Source organism: Bacillus sp. JJ864 (assembly GCF_036963045.1).
GTDB lineage: Bacteria > Bacillota > Bacilli > Bacillales > Bacillaceae_G > Bacillus_A > Bacillus_A pseudomycoides_C.
Window position 1 is genome coordinate 20,217 of record NZ_JBALLY010000056.1, and the last position, 14,335, is coordinate 34,551.

At 37.1% G+C, this 14,335-nt stretch carries 13 protein-coding genes; 3 read left to right on the plus strand and 10 right to left on the minus strand.

Features of this window, described 5'->3' with window-relative positions; genetic code table 11:
- Window positions 1-53: 53 nt before the first annotated feature.
- The 8 genes from V7024_RS10320 to V7024_RS10355 form a co-directional block, all read right to left on the minus strand.
- A complete protein-coding gene (locus V7024_RS10320) occupies window positions 54-431 on the minus strand; it encodes an OsmC family protein (RefSeq protein ID WP_335519180.1) in 378 nt (125 codons plus the stop codon).
- Window positions 409-1,833 (minus strand): amino acid permease, encoded by a 1,425-nt coding sequence (locus V7024_RS10325; protein WP_335519183.1) that lies wholly within the window; start codon window positions 1,831-1,833, stop codon window positions 409-411. Before V7024_RS10325 ends, V7024_RS10320 begins: the two co-directional genes overlap by 23 nt.
- A gap of 138 nt (window positions 1,834-1,971) precedes the next feature.
- A complete protein-coding gene (locus V7024_RS10330) occupies window positions 1,972-2,616 on the minus strand; it encodes an amino acid ABC transporter permease (protein WP_335519186.1) in 645 nt (214 codons plus the stop codon).
- Window positions 2,617-3,273, minus strand: a complete 657-nt coding sequence (locus V7024_RS10335) for an amino acid ABC transporter permease (protein WP_335519189.1) — start codon at window positions 3,271-3,273, stop codon at window positions 2,617-2,619. It lies immediately after the preceding gene.
- Between the two features lie 68 nt (window positions 3,274-3,341).
- Window positions 3,342-4,166 (minus strand): glutamate ABC transporter substrate-binding protein, encoded by an 825-nt coding sequence (locus tag V7024_RS10340; RefSeq protein ID WP_335519194.1) that lies wholly within the window; start codon window positions 4,164-4,166, stop codon window positions 3,342-3,344.
- 12 nt (window positions 4,167-4,178) lie between these two features.
- Window positions 4,179-4,907, minus strand: a complete 729-nt coding sequence (locus V7024_RS10345; protein WP_020061504.1) for an amino acid ABC transporter ATP-binding protein — start codon at window positions 4,905-4,907, stop codon at window positions 4,179-4,181.
- Window positions 4,908-5,348: 441 nt separating this feature from the next.
- A complete protein-coding gene (locus V7024_RS10350) occupies window positions 5,349-6,323 on the minus strand; it encodes a phosphotransferase enzyme family protein (protein WP_335519202.1) in 975 nt (324 codons plus the stop codon).
- Between the two features lie 130 nt (window positions 6,324-6,453).
- Window positions 6,454-6,657, minus strand: coding sequence for a hypothetical protein (locus tag V7024_RS10355; RefSeq protein WP_335519207.1), 204 nt, complete (start codon window positions 6,655-6,657; stop codon window positions 6,454-6,456).
- Window positions 6,658-6,956: 299 nt separating this feature from the next.
- Here V7024_RS10355 and V7024_RS10360 point away from each other — a divergent pair, with 299 nt between their 5' ends.
- Window positions 6,957-7,847, plus strand: a complete 891-nt coding sequence (locus V7024_RS10360; RefSeq protein ID WP_335519210.1) for an SDR family oxidoreductase — start codon at window positions 6,957-6,959, stop codon at window positions 7,845-7,847.
- A gap of 275 nt (window positions 7,848-8,122) precedes the next feature.
- Window positions 8,123-9,574: an RNA-guided endonuclease InsQ/TnpB family protein gene (locus V7024_RS10365; protein ID WP_335519213.1), complete on the plus strand. Its 1,452-nt coding sequence runs from the start codon at window positions 8,123-8,125 to the stop codon at window positions 9,572-9,574.
- A 58-nt stretch (window positions 9,575-9,632) separates the two neighbouring features.
- Here the strand turns inward: V7024_RS10365 and V7024_RS10370 are convergent, their stop codons facing one another.
- Window positions 9,633-11,591, minus strand: a complete 1,959-nt coding sequence (locus tag V7024_RS10370) for an electron transport protein (RefSeq protein WP_335519215.1) — start codon at window positions 11,589-11,591, stop codon at window positions 9,633-9,635.
- Between the two features lie 457 nt (window positions 11,592-12,048).
- On the opposite strand from V7024_RS10370, the gene V7024_RS10375 reads away from it, so the two are divergent.
- A complete protein-coding gene (locus tag V7024_RS10375) occupies window positions 12,049-13,473 on the plus strand; it encodes an amino acid permease (protein WP_335519218.1) in 1,425 nt (474 codons plus the stop codon).
- A 54-nt stretch (window positions 13,474-13,527) separates the two neighbouring features.
- Here V7024_RS10375 and V7024_RS10380 read toward each other — a convergent pair whose 3' ends face one another.
- Entirely contained in the window at window positions 13,528-14,250 is a 723-nt protein-coding gene (locus V7024_RS10380; RefSeq protein WP_335519221.1) for a hypothetical protein, read from the minus strand.
- Window positions 14,251-14,335: the final 85 nt, after the last annotated feature.

The following is a 14,335-nucleotide window of genomic DNA, read 5'->3' on the forward strand; positions in this document are numbered from 1 at the left end:
TGAGGGCTAATAATCAGTGAGGGATAAAGCCCCCCACTGATTAAAGTTTCACTTTATGAAATCAATTCAATTGTTTCAATAATTTCGATGCTGTCCTTCACGGATTGCACAATTGTACAATTTTTCATCGCAAGCTTTAACGCCTTTTCTAACTGTTCTTGCGTGATTCCTTCTGCCTTTATTTTATAGTGTATGTGAACACTCTCCACTGGTTTTGACAATGTCTCACTTCTTCTTATTTCCGTTTCCATTGTAAATTCATGATACGTAATACGTTTTTTTTCTAAAATCGTTCGAAATACAATGGCACTGCACCCTGCAATTGAAGCAATGAGAAGTTCTAATGGTGTATACCCATTCTCTTTTCCAATTTGCAATTCACCATATGGAACCTTCGTTATAATTTCATCACGCTTGACTATTAGTTGCATATGTATTCTCCATTTCCATTTCTACCTTTTGCTGTCTCTTTTTATTTATATAATAATATATGTAGCAAAAAATAATAAATGGAATGCCGCAATATAATGCCATGCGCTGTTCTGGGATGAAAGCTAAGCTAACCACAACAATACTGTTTAAGACAAGCGCTGCAATTGGAACAATTGGATATAATGGTGTCTTATATTTTAAATCTTCTAACTTGCCGCCGCTCTTTACATATTGTTGTCTAAAGCGAATTTGTGAAAATGCGATAATAATCCAACTCGCCACCGCAGATAACCCTGCAATCGATAGTAAATACATGTATACAGTACTTTCTGCGAATACGCTTGTTAATAACGATAGCGCTGCAATAATCATCGTCACAACTAATGCTGTAATCGGGATCCCTCTTTTATTCACCTTCTTAAAGGAAGCTGGTGCCATTCTCTCATTTGCTAGCGACCATAAAATACGTGTTGCTGCATATAATCCAGAGTTTGCTACCGATAATAGAGCAGTAATAATAACAAAGTTCATAATGTCCGCTGCATATGGAATACCAATTTTATCAAAGACAACAACAAACGGACTTTCAATCACTCCTGCTTCTTTCCAAGAAATTAATCCTACTAAAATTGTGATTGTTAAAATAAAGAACAACATAATTCTCCATACTGTATTACGAATCGCACGTGGAATTGTTTTTTCTGGCTCCTTACTTTCACCTGCTGCAATCCCAATTAACTCTGTTCCTTGGAAAGAGAAGTTTACCGTGATCATTGTTAGTAACACAGCTCCAATTCCATGTGGAAATAACCCACCATCATGTACAAAGTTAGAAAAAAGCGGTGCTGCTTCTTTTCCATCGTATGGTAAGAAGCCAAACAATGCGCTTCCACCAAGAACAATAAATGCAAGAATCGTAATTACTTTAATGCTTGAAAACCAAAATTCTAGTTCTGCATAGCTTTTTGCTGATACTGCATTTGAAATGAATAAAAGTCCTCCGAACACAAGGCACCATACCCAAACATTTACATCCGGAAACCATCTCTTCATCATTAAACCAATTGACGTTAACTCTAAACCAACCGTTACAGCCCACCCTAGCCAATACAGCCAGCCAATCATAAATCCTGTTCCAGGTCCGATAAATTTCGTCGCATATTTTTGAAACGATCCCGAAACGGGCATGGCAACTGTTAGTTCACCAAGGCAAAGCATCGTTAAATACATAATTAAACCACCAACTAAGTACGAAAGGATCGCTCCTCCTGGTCCTGCTTGATTAATCGTATATCCTGATCCGAGAAAGAAACCTGTTCCGATTACTCCTCCAAGTGCAATCATAAATAAATGTCTACTCTTCATTGTACGATGTAATTGCTCATTCGTTGTTTGATTCATCTTCTTCCTCCCCTTGCATACCCCTCTATATTTTAAAATTTCTGATAATACCAAATATACAATAAAGCGTTTACAATTTCTATATAAAATTAAAACTTTTCTAAAAAAATAACTCTTGCATAAAATACAATGCAAGAGTTATCTACTTTCTAATCGTCTCGAAAAAAGAGACAAACTATAATTTACAATGAAATACATACAAGCAACGAGAAGAAAGGTTGGAATCATATAGTTTACATTTTGACCATTTATAATTTGAGCATTATGCATTAATTCTGGCAATGAAATGACGACTGCCAACGATGTATCTTTTAAAAGAGATATAAACTGACTGACAAGCGGCGGCACCATACGTCGCAGCGCTTGCGGCAGAATAATGTGCTGCAGCGTTTGGACATACGATAAACCTGACGCACGCGCTGCTTCAATTTGCCCTTTCTCAATTGAAAATAAACCGCTGCGAACAATTTCTGATATCATCGCTGCTTCAAATATTGTCAAAGCCACAATAGCCGCCGTTGTAATTTCTAATTTCAAGCCAGCTTCTGGGAGCGCAAAATACGTAAAGAAAATAATTAATAACAACGGTAAATTACGAATGACCTCAACAATAAACGCAAGTATCGCTGATACAACCGGTATTTTCGCATATCGCAGCGTACCGATAACGCTACCAATGATAAAACTAAGGAAGATTGCGATAAGGGCGATTTCTAATGTAACAAGTAGTCCTTTTAATAAAAAAACAATATGATCTCCTGTATAAGCACCTCGAAAATCCATTTACACAGCTCCTTTCGCCAAGTGTTTCTCTAAGTATCGAACACCTATGCTAAGCGGAACCGTTAAAAGTAAATAAAACATCCCAACAAAGATATATACATCAAATGTGACAAATGTTCTTGTAGAGATTAAATCGCCTTGATACATTAAGTCCGCCCCTGCGATAATCCCTAGTATAGAAGAGTTCTTCACTAAATTTAGAAATTGATTACCTAGCGGCGGAATCACAATTTTTATCGCTTGCGGCAAAATGACATAATACATCGCTTGTACATACGTTAAGCCAGAAGAACGAGCTGCTTCCATCTGCCCTTTCGGAATTGATAAAATTCCCGCTCGAATCGCCTCTGTAATAAAAGCCGCTGTATATATCGTAAGAGCAGTTGTTCCAGCAACAAAGCCACTTAATGTAACGCCAATTACCGGAAAAGCAAAATAAAAAGCAAATACAATGAGAACTAAAGGGATATTCCGAATAAACTCTACATATGTTGCACCAATCCAATTTAAAACGCGAATTGGCGCAATTCGCATCACTGCGATGATGATGCCAAGAATAAAACTACCAATTAACGCAATCAAACTAGACAGCAACGTATACTTGAATCCCTCTAAATACAAATCTAGATTATTTGAGAGAATCGAAAAATCGGGCACAAACTCTCCCCCTCTTTCTTAATAATAAGAGGATGAGTATTTCTCATCCTCTCCTATATTTTGTAGTTTTACTCAGGCTTTTTCCCAATCCACTTTTCATACAATTTATCGTATTCACCGTTTGCTTGTATCTCTTTTAGTAACTCATTAATTACTTTCGTAAGCTCCGTTTCTCCTTTTCTCACCGCAATACCATATGGTTCATCCGTGAATTTTTTCCCAACCACTTCATAGTTTGCGTCTTGCTTTTCCATACCATATAAAATGGCATTATCTGTTGTTAAAACATCGCCTTGTCCTGCCTTCAATGCCGTGAACGCTTCACTATAGTTTTCAAATTCAAGCACAGTCGCTTCTGGTGTTTTGGCACGAATATTGTTCGTAGAAGTAGAACCTTTTACAGCCAACACTTTTACTCCCTTTTTCACGTCAGCTATATCTTTAATTCCACTTCCTTTTTTTACAAGTAAAGATTGCCCAGCTTTAAAATACACATCCGAGAAATCAACTTCTTTTTTACGTTCCTCAGTAATTGTCATTGTCGCAATAATCGCGTCAATATCACCGTTTTTCAGCATCGGGATGCGCGTTTTAGAAGTAACTTCTTTTAATTCTAGTTTATTCTCATCGCCTAAAATTTTTTTCGCAAGTGCTTTCGCAACATCGATGTCAAATCCTTCTACCTTTCCCGTTGCCGGGTTCTTTAATCCAAATAGATTCGTATCATACTTCACACCGACAACTAATTTTCCGCGTTTCTTAATTTGATCAATAACAGTTTCTTTCTCATTTTTTACAGCTTCTTTTTCTTTCTTATTTCCACAACCAGCTACAATCAGTACAAATAAACATGCAAAGACGATAAGCGTAAACCACTTTTTCATGTTAATCATCTAATTCCCCCTTTAGCGATTCAGTACACGACTTAAAAATAATCGGGCTCGTTCTTGCTTTGGATTTACAAAGAAATCAGCAGGCGAGGCTTCTTCCACAATTTCACCCTTGTCCATAAATAAAATGCGATCAGCTACCTCGCGGGCAAATCCCATCTCATGTGTAACAACAACCATCGTCATGCCTTCTTTTGCTAAAGTTTTCATCACGTCAAGTACCTCACCAATCATTTCCGGATCAAGCGCTGAAGTCGGTTCATCAAACAGCATAATCTCCGGCTTCATTGCTAGTCCCCTTGCAATCGCAACGCGCTGTTGCTGCCCGCCTGATAGTTGGTGCGGATAGGCATTTACTTTATCCGTAATCCCTACTTTTTCTAAATAAAACATGGCGATTTTTTCTGCTTCTTCTTTTGGCTTTTTGAGTACTTTTATCGGAGCAAATGTAATATTTTGAAGCACCGTTTTATGAGGATATAAATAAAAATGTTGAAATACCATGCCGATACTTCGTCTTAATTGATTTATATCTTTCTTTCCCTCATGTATGTTTACACCATTTACAACCAATTCACCATTCGTGATCATCTCTAATTGATTCATGCAGCGCAGCAACGTGCTTTTCCCTGACCCCGATGGTCCAACGACCACGACGACTTCCCCTTTTTCAATTTGTAAATTAATATTTTTTAAAACTTGAAAGCTGCCGTAATACTTGTTGACATCGCGAAAAACAATCAATCTACTCCCCCCCTTTACAACCCAAAAGGCCTGTATAGTTTTTTATATTCGAAAACATCTAAAAAAATAACTAGTAATCTTTTAGACAAAAAAAGAAGCAAAGAAATCACTTTCTTTGCTTCTTCTCGCTTATCTTTCTCATCAACAAATTTACAAAATACACCATAATCTCCTTTCATAAAAAAATTCAGAATATACAAAAGCATAAAAATACGCATTATGAAATTCAATATTATTTTGAGAAAATAAACACATTTTCGTATAAAAACACAAGAATAATTTTGGATTTAAAAAAAGAGTACAATCATATGTACTCAAATTCATTTATTTTTTCAACATATAAATCGCTGCTATGCGCGGTCAGATGCTCTCGTTCCCTCTAAAAAGAAAAACTGACCATCATTCCACTATAATAGTGTTTTAGGTCAGTCCTCATTTTACTTACCATTCAACAATCGCTTTTCTCGCTACAATTCTCTTATAAATAGCATTTGCTAATGTTTGAAAATGCTCCGGCATTTCTTTACCGTTAAACTTTTTCATAATCGTCCCATATAAAGCAACATCTCGAAGGCGCATGAAAAGTGGTAGAGTATGATATACGGAATCATATAGAACGTGCTCTGTCTCATATCCTTCTCTCAATACTTGCAGCTGGTGGCGTGCAAAAATCGCCTTTTCTTCTTCTGACCACTCTTTTCGTAAAACAGAATAATATAAAATCATTGCAAGATCATGCGCAAAATAATTGTACGTGGCATCATCAAAATCAAAAATGGTTAACTCCCCATTTTCATAGTGAAAATTCCCATGATGAATATCTCCGTGAATCAATCCAAATGTACGATTTGTCTCAGGTGATTTTTTTATTTCTGCTACAACTTCATATCCAATTTCCTGCAATTCCTTATCTTCCTGTAACATATCAATAACAGTAATTTCATCGTCCATCCACGTAACGCGATTCTCCGTCTTTGGATAATTCATCGTAAGTCGATGTAACTGGCCAATTGCTTTCCCCCACGCGTAAAAAAGCGTATCATTCCAAACATCAGAATCCCCATCATTCACTCTTTCTCCGTTTGCATAATCAAAAAGTGAAACGTAAAAAGATGTGCCATCAGTTGTTTGTAAACTTTCTACAAATAGAGCGTTTTTTGAGCGATGCGGCGCAGCTACTTTTGCACCGTTTTCCCCGAGATATGCTAGAAAATCTAATTCCGCTTCAATTTGCTTATATGTACGATGAGAGGAATGTGTCAACCGCAAAACATATGGTGTACAATCTTCTCCCTCAGCACGAAAAATATAATTTTCAAAGTCCCCTAATGGTTCTTCCATAACGGTTACCCCGAAGTGCTTCGCTCCTTCGTGTAAAATTTCTTTTGTAAACACTTTTTCAACCGCTAATTCCATATAACCACTCCTCTCTTCTCTACATAATTCGTCATAAACTTTAAAATCACTGCTGAGAATTGAAAAAAAGGAGTAAAACATTCTACTCCTTTTCCATTCCAATAATAAGGAATTTATATCGATAACAGCATTACCATTTCCCTTCCAATATGAGCGTATAAATACCCATGCTCATAACAAACAGCGCAACCCCTAACGTAATAATCCATAACGGAATTTTCAGTTTTTTCACTTTAAAATAAGCTCCGTACCCTTTATATTTAACAGAGCGATATACACTAATTCCCCCTACACAAATCGTGAAAATGCTTAAAATATGTACGACATACGGCAAGCTCCCACCCCTTAAAAAAACCTCATTATAAGATTATCACATCGCTCTTCTATTTACAGTAATTTCTAAATAATATTTATCATGAAAATATCAAATGAACTACCCCCACTTAAATTCTAACGAATTTTGAAGTGGGGGCTTCTCAATTCCACGACGAAAACAACTCTCCCTGAGCGTTACCTCGGGTTATCTCCCCTAGATGTCCAACTTCGTGTTTACACTGACAGGGAATGGGCATGCACCTATAATCTTTTTTAGAATATGCTAAATCACATATAACCGAAGGGGGCTGGCTTATTATGTCTGAGCATTTTGGGTTTGTAGAAAAGTGCGATACAGTTCCAATCGAATTTCCCCCGCAGTACCAACCTCAACAGCCGGGTATTGAATCTTTGATGATTCCAAGACCTATCTCCGAAAATCCTAATTATTCTGGAAGCAACAAGCTATTGAACAAAGTCGCCATCATTACTGGGGGAGACAGCGGGATCGGCCGGGCTATCACCATTGCTTTCGCAAAAGAAGGAGCGGATATTGTAATTGTTTATTTAAATGAACATGGGGATGCATCCGAAACAAAAGACAGAGTGAACCAATTGGGCAGACAATGCCTGACAATCGCAGGTGATATTGGGAATGCCGAGTTTTGTCATTATGTCGTTAAAAAGACAATGGAAGCATTTGGTCATCTTGAAATCATGGTCAATAATGCGGGAGAAGGACATGCACAAGCAAGTATCAGCGACATTTCAGCAAAGCAGCTCGAACGTACTTTTAAAACAAACATTTTTTCATATTTTTATTTAACACAAGCAGCCATGCCCTATTTAAAAAATGGAAGCTCTATTATCAATACGGCTTCACTCGCCGCATACAACGGACTTGAGCCCGCGATTGATTATGCCGCTTCCAAGGGAGCTGTCGTTGCATTTACCCGCTCGTTAGCATTATCAGTCATTAATCAAGGAATCCGGGTCAATGGCGTTGCTCCAGGTCCTGTATGGACCCCCCTTATCCCTTCAAGCGCTCCGCCGGAAATTTATGCAATATTTGGAAGCAACACACCAATGAAACGTGCTGCACAACCTTTTGAACTGGCACCTGCCTATGTTTATTTGGCGTCGGACGACTCCTCATATATGACAGGACAAATTCTTCATGTAAACGGTGGAGTGATTATAAATGGATAAGATGAAACTTCCACGAGTGGGGTTTCTTCATTCTCCGCCTACCTCTCTAAATCTTAAGGTCGGGGTCTTCCTGTCCGCGAATAGCTGGATAAAAAATAGATTATTCATCGAAAAATTGGCAAGAAAACTCCATCTTCAAAACGTGTAAGGCATAGCTAAGCTTAAGGTGGGATTGAACTGCCATTGCATTCGTAAAAATATTTTTGCATCAATACGAATGTATGTTCTTTTTTGTTGTTTTGTAGTATCATGAAGGAAAGAAGGAGGTGAACATGATGACAAAAGAAAAAGAATATGCAACCTATCAAATTTGGATCAAGAAAGGTCATAAGTTATACTCTTATTTCCTAGCAATGTGTCAAAACGCAAAAAATCTCTACAATACAACAAACTTCTATATTCGCCAAGTGTATACGGCCTTACGTACTGATAAGCCATTACAGCCACTTCAACAAGAAGTTCTTCATACATTACAAGCACATATTGAAATTATGAATGAAAATCAACTGCATGCATACCAAAAACGCATGCAAAAACAAAACGAAAAACCTGTTAAAGAACAGAAAGATATAAAATGTAACTTGTTTACCTTCCCGACAAAAGAGAAATCGTTCCTATCGTATCATTTCTTAGATTGTTTGTTTAAAACAATGAAACAACAAGATTATATGAACTTGCCAGCGCAAACGAATCAAGCGGTTATGAAGAAGTTATATCAAAATTGGAAATCATTTTTTGCATCCATTGAGGCATACAAGAAACATCCTTCCACTTTTACCGGTAAACCTCATATTCCAAAATACACCAAATCATCTATGAAAGAAATTGTATTCACGAATCAAGTGTGTAAACTCCAAGATAAGTACATTCGTTTTCCTAAAACAAGCATGAAATTAAACATCGGTAAATTGTTCGGACATATCAACAATCTAAAAGAGATACGTGTTTCTCCTGCTTACGGAAAGTTTAAAGTAGAAATTGTAACAGAAAAATCTGAGCCAGCACCTGAGCAGGTGGATAACCATCGCTACATAAGTATTGATTTAGGGATTCATAACATTGCAACTATCACAACGAATACAGGGGCTACTCCTGTGTTAGTAAAGGGCAATGTAATCAAAAGTATGAATCAATACTACAACAAGAAAAAGGCTCATTTACTGGGTATTCTTCGTCATGGAAAAGAACCAAAAGAAGGACCACACACATCAAAGCGTTTAGAGAGACTTCATGAGAAACGGTTTCTCAAAATAAAAGATTTCTTTCACAAAATCAGTTATCACATTGTTCACTTCGCAGTTCAACATGAGATTTCTATGATTGTGATTGGGAAAAATACATCATGGAAACAAAACAGTGATATGGGAAAACGACAGAATCAATCCTTCTGCCATATCCCACACAATCTCCTCATTGAAATGATCACCTATAAAGCAAAACGAAAAGGTATTATTGTACAAGTCGTGGAAGAATCGTATACAAGTAAAGCATCCTTTCTAGACAATGATGCGATCCCCACTTACGGTGAGAAAGACATTCCTGTATTCAGTGGAAAACGGATCACACGTGGCTTGTATCGCACGAAAGAAAACAAATTACTGAACGCAGATGTGAATGGTGCCTATAACATATTAAAAAAAGCAGTTCCAAAGGCATTTGCCGATGGAATAGAGGGGGTGTGCCATCAGGCAGCTGTGTCAACTCCACTCGTGTTAAGCATCTCTTGAAGGTGATACACGAGAAACCCCCACTTCAAGATCCGAATGAGATAAGTGGCGGGAGTTTTCATTCTAATGTGAGTAAATAGTTGATTAACGCATCTTGCTCTTGTTTTGAAAAACCTGTAGAAGAATCTACCCAATATTCATGTCCTTCCCCTGTAATATGTGCGTCTTGTAAATCCTTTGAATTTTTGTTTGCTTCGATTACTTTTTTTCTCAAGTTTTGATCAATTAATGCTCGTAAGCTGTTAAACGGATTAGGCTCAATTCCTTTTGATACTGTTCCTGTCATACCTAATTCACTCTCCACATTTTGGCCAACCGCAACACCTCCATCATGTAAATACGGCGCTCCCCAGTAAAGCCCTAACAAACTTGGAACTTTGTAACCACCAGGTGAACCATTTAACATATAGGCTAAATTAATCTTATCTTTATCTAATGAATAGGCTGGAACTTTTAACAATTTTGCCCCTTTTGGTACAGGTACAGGTGTATCCGGTGAATAAATAATAGGCTCTGCTAAGTCTTTACCTATTGCTTCAAACGATTTTGCTCTTGATGGCTCGGTCTTAATTTCATTAACTGGAATAATCCGATTATTTGTGTAGGTTTGTCCCGCATGACAAGTAATACAGCCTGCACGTGCAAACACACTCTTCCCTTGTTTTATCGTCTTATCATCAACAGATACTGGTGGTTTCGGGGAAACAAATGTATTTTGTAATGCAGACATTCCGTTGTTTTGCTCCATAACCCGATAGCCAGGAGAACTTGATAATAAACCATTAGGAGAGATTAAAGACGGCCTTGGAAATGTCGGAAGCGCAATTAACTCATTTACTCCTGGAACTCCTGGAGTAGGGTCTACTGAAGCAAAAAACTCAGATGGTTTCTTTCCATTTTTAGGATCATATCGATATTTTAGATTCGCTGCATTTTGTAACATTGTTCCTAAATAAACTTCCTTGTCGATTTTGAAAAGGAATGGACTAGCATGCGCTAATGTTGTTAAATCTGATCCTTGAATATTTACAGCACTATTAATTACACTTAGTCCTTTAAACGGACCAGCTTGTGCAAACCCATTCCAGCCATAAGGATGATCTCCAAATGTAAAAGAATCTGGAATTTGTGTTGGATTATTCACCAAATCACTACTCGCATCAAAATTTCCTCTTGGCCATTTTAATAAAGTACGATCTACAGTCTCTTCTATCATCTCTGGATCAGGAAGCGGAGCTTTTTTCCCTTCAGAAGTTACTACTGTTCGCCCTAAATCTTTTATATAGTCTTGTAATGACTTAATTTCTGCCCGAGAAAAATAAGCTGTTGAATTTGTCCCTAGTGCTAAAATGAGACCGCCATTAAAATCATTATTTGCAGCACCTTCAATAACTTGTTTTGTATCTCTAGTTACCGTTGCGTGGCATGCGGCACAGCTTACTCCTATCTTCTCTCTTCCTTCAGACTTAATAATAGGCATCCCTAATACTTCATTAGAATCTCTCGCAACATCTAAACCAGTATCAACCTTTGTTCCTTTATCAAACGTTTTATCTCCTATTTTCACAGTTTTCGCCAGTTCAACACGTAAATTTGTTGTCCCTTTTCCATGTAAGTCGTGAATTGCTTTTTTTATATTTTCTAAAGTTAACGCACCATTTAAAACACCCATTATGTCTGTAAGAAACACTTCATTTCCAAATGTTTCTTCATAAAAAGACTCTCTTCCCAATTTTAATAAATTCTTATCAATTTTCACTGCTCCGTTTTGTGGTGATAATAACCTTTTGCCCTCTTCCGTTTTCAACAACTCATTCGCCTTTTTTTGTGAGATCGTTTGTCCCCAAATATCGTATGCTGGTTGATTTTCCGCAGTTCCATAATGATTTGGTTTGCTCTTTACAATTTGATCTTCAGAAGGAATATAAGCGTATGTTGGTTTTGAAAAGTTAAAAAGAACAATACATACAAGCATTATCCCCCCAACAAGAGATCTAGCCGACTTTCTATTTTCCATTTACTTTCCTCCATGTTCATCAAAAAATATTACAAACGCTCAGTAGCAACCTTAATATTCCCTGTCAAAAAAGAAATAAATACAAAAACATACTTTCATCCCTATAAATATTTAATCATAAAAATGAATTTTTATAAAAAATGTCTATTTTCTCTTCCCTTTCTAAAAAACATGTAGTATACTTACTTCAAAATCAGAGGAGAAAGGGAGCAAAGAACTATGCTTACTAATACAACTGTAGTTACATTTGCACAAAAACATCATCATCATACGTAAACCCTTGAAACCTAGCGGAAAAATTCACGCGTAGGTACAAGGGTTATTCCCGTTGTACCTACGTTAGGCAAAGAGCCATGTAGGTATTTTTTATCTACATGGCTCTTTTTTATTTCCAAAAAACACTAGGTACAAAAAATCATAAAACAAAAAAACTATCATCAAAAGGAGTTAGACAATCATGGACACAAAAAAATGGGGTTTATGGATTTTAACGGCATTCGTTGTTGGAAATATGGTTGGTGGCGGCGTGTTTATGCTTCCAGCAAATTTAGCACAAGTATCAGGACCAATGGGATCTACACTTGCATGGACAATTACTGGACTAGGTGTATTTATGATTGCACTTGTGTTTGGAAACTTAGCAATGCGAAAACCAAATTTAAAAGCAGGTCCGCAAAGTTATGCGCAAGCAATGTTTACTTCGCCAAAAGCTGGTAAAGTTGCCGGTTATAGCATGGCTTGGGGATACTGGGCGGCAAACTGGGCGGCAACAGCTTCTGTCATTATTTCATTTGCAGGATATTTATCTACATTTTTCCCAGTTCTGCAAAGTAAACAAGTTTTGTTCACGACAAATGGTTTCTCATTAGAACTAGGAAAAGCCTTAACATTTGCTGTATGTAGTATGATGCTATGGGGCATTCAATATATTCTTTCACAAAATATTGATCGTGCTGGTAATATGAACTTACTTGCAACTGTTGCAAAAATTATTGGATTTACGATGTTTATTATCATTACATTATTCATTTTTAATGCAACGAATTTCGGCGATGGACAAACGTTTATGAATGAGGCTGGAAAGTCCATTCCATTAGGCGGACAAATCAATGCTGCTGCTATCGCAACACTTTGGGCATTTATTGGTATTGAATCAGCTGTTATGCTTTCAAACCGTGCAAAGTCACAGCGCGATGTAAAAAAAGCAACGATTTTCGGATTAGTAATTGCTCTTCTTATTTATGTAGCCATTACATTGTTAACAATGGGCGCTCTTCCACAAGAAGCGCTAAAAGGATCGCAAAAACCATTGGTTGATGCATTAAGCATGGCTATCGGCAATAAAGGTGCATACATTATGGCATTTCTAGCCCTTGTCTCTCTATTCGGTTCTACAGTAGGTTGGATCGTTGTAAGTGCAGAAGTTCCATATCAAGCAGCAAAAAGCGGACTATTCCCTGCATTCTTTGGAAAAACAAATAAAAAAGGAAGTCCGAAAAACTCATTGTTATTAACAAATATCATGACACAAATATTCTTATTCTCTACAATTTCTGGGTCAGTATCAGAAGCGTATAACTTTGCAATTGTTGTCGCTACACTTGCTTATTTAATTCCATATCTTGTTTCAACAATGTATCAATTAAAACTCGTTATTACTGGTGAAACATATAACAACATGCAAGGCTCTCGCAAATTGGACGGAGTCATCACAGTACTTGCTCTTCTATATTCCATTTGGGTTATCAAAACTGGAACAGCTGATGTGAAAACTTTCTTACTAGGAATCGGATTATTTGTAATTGGACTCGTTCTTTATCCATTCATTATGAAAAATACGATTGAAAATAAACCAGATACACTTGATACAAAAGTCAGTTAAATTGAAAAACACTAGCTCGTTAATGAGCTAGTGTTTTTTCAGCTATGTATCCAACTAGTGTTTTCCTTTTAACATACGATATGCTGCAAATCCAACGATTCCAAATCCAGCAATTGCAGAGAATTGCCATAATGTTGGTCCATTATCAATATAGATCCAGCCATCTCTGCCTGGAACCCAATCGATTGTATTTTTCGCTGGGCAAACTTGTCCACTTAAGTTTGATTTTAATGCAAAGCGAATTTCCCTTTGCTTATCTAACCCAAATTCTTTTAAGAGGACTCGGAATTCTATTTGCTTCTTATTACTACTCACGGAAAGGGTTTGTTCTTGATAACTTCCCGCTGTCACTTTTACAGCATATTGGTTTCCCTTCCCAACATCACCTACCCATACAATTGGATAGCGATACTTCATCATTTGGCATTTCCCATCAACTTCTACATATTCCCACTTCTCTTGTCCACCTTGCGCGGCATCTGGAAATACAACATGAAATATCCAGCTATCTTTATGATGGCCTGCTGCTTGTCTCTCTACATATAAATATAGATATTCACCATCAGAATAATATTTAACACCCGTAATATCTTCATGATTCATTCCATTTGGTACATCACCTTTTGTATCGGAAACATACGGCATATGATTCCAATCAGAAAAATTTCCGTCAATTGTAATAGGAGGTTGCTTAGTGGCTGCGAATGCTTGTAGCTTAGTGATATGTAATACACATACAATTACTAAAAATGACACAAGTAGTTTTCCATATTTCATGGTAAATCTCCTCCATAGATCACTTATCCCGCTATTCGTGGGCAGTAATACTCCCACCTCAAAACTCGGCAAAAGCACTGTCCAG

Excerpts from the sequence above, each read along its gene's own strand:
- V7024_RS10320 (WP_335519180.1), bottom strand. The coding sequence starts at position 431 with ATGCAACTAATAGTCAAGCGTGATGAAATTATAACGAAGGTTCCATAT.
- V7024_RS10325 (WP_335519183.1), bottom strand. The coding sequence starts at position 1,833 with ATGAATCAAACAACGAATGAGCAATTACATCGTACAATGAAGAGTAGA.
- V7024_RS10330 (WP_335519186.1), bottom strand. The coding sequence starts at position 2,616 with ATGGATTTTCGAGGTGCTTATACAGGAGATCATATTGTTTTTTTATTA.
- V7024_RS10340 (WP_335519194.1), bottom strand. The coding sequence starts at position 4,166 with ATGATTAACATGAAAAAGTGGTTTACGCTTATCGTCTTTGCATGTTTA.
- V7024_RS10350 (WP_335519202.1), bottom strand. The coding sequence starts at position 6,323 with ATGGAATTAGCGGTTGAAAAAGTGTTTACAAAAGAAATTTTACACGAA.
- V7024_RS10360 (WP_335519210.1), top strand. The coding sequence starts at position 6,957 with ATGTCTGAGCATTTTGGGTTTGTAGAAAAGTGCGATACAGTTCCAATC.
- V7024_RS10365 (WP_335519213.1), top strand. The coding sequence starts at position 8,123 with ATGACAAAAGAAAAAGAATATGCAACCTATCAAATTTGGATCAAGAAA.
- V7024_RS10370 (WP_335519215.1), bottom strand. The coding sequence starts at position 11,591 with ATGGAAAATAGAAAGTCGGCTAGATCTCTTGTTGGGGGGATAATGCTT.
- V7024_RS10375 (WP_335519218.1), top strand. The coding sequence starts at position 12,049 with ATGGACACAAAAAAATGGGGTTTATGGATTTTAACGGCATTCGTTGTT.
- V7024_RS10380 (WP_335519221.1), bottom strand. The coding sequence starts at position 14,250 with ATGAAATATGGAAAACTACTTGTGTCATTTTTAGTAATTGTATGTGTA.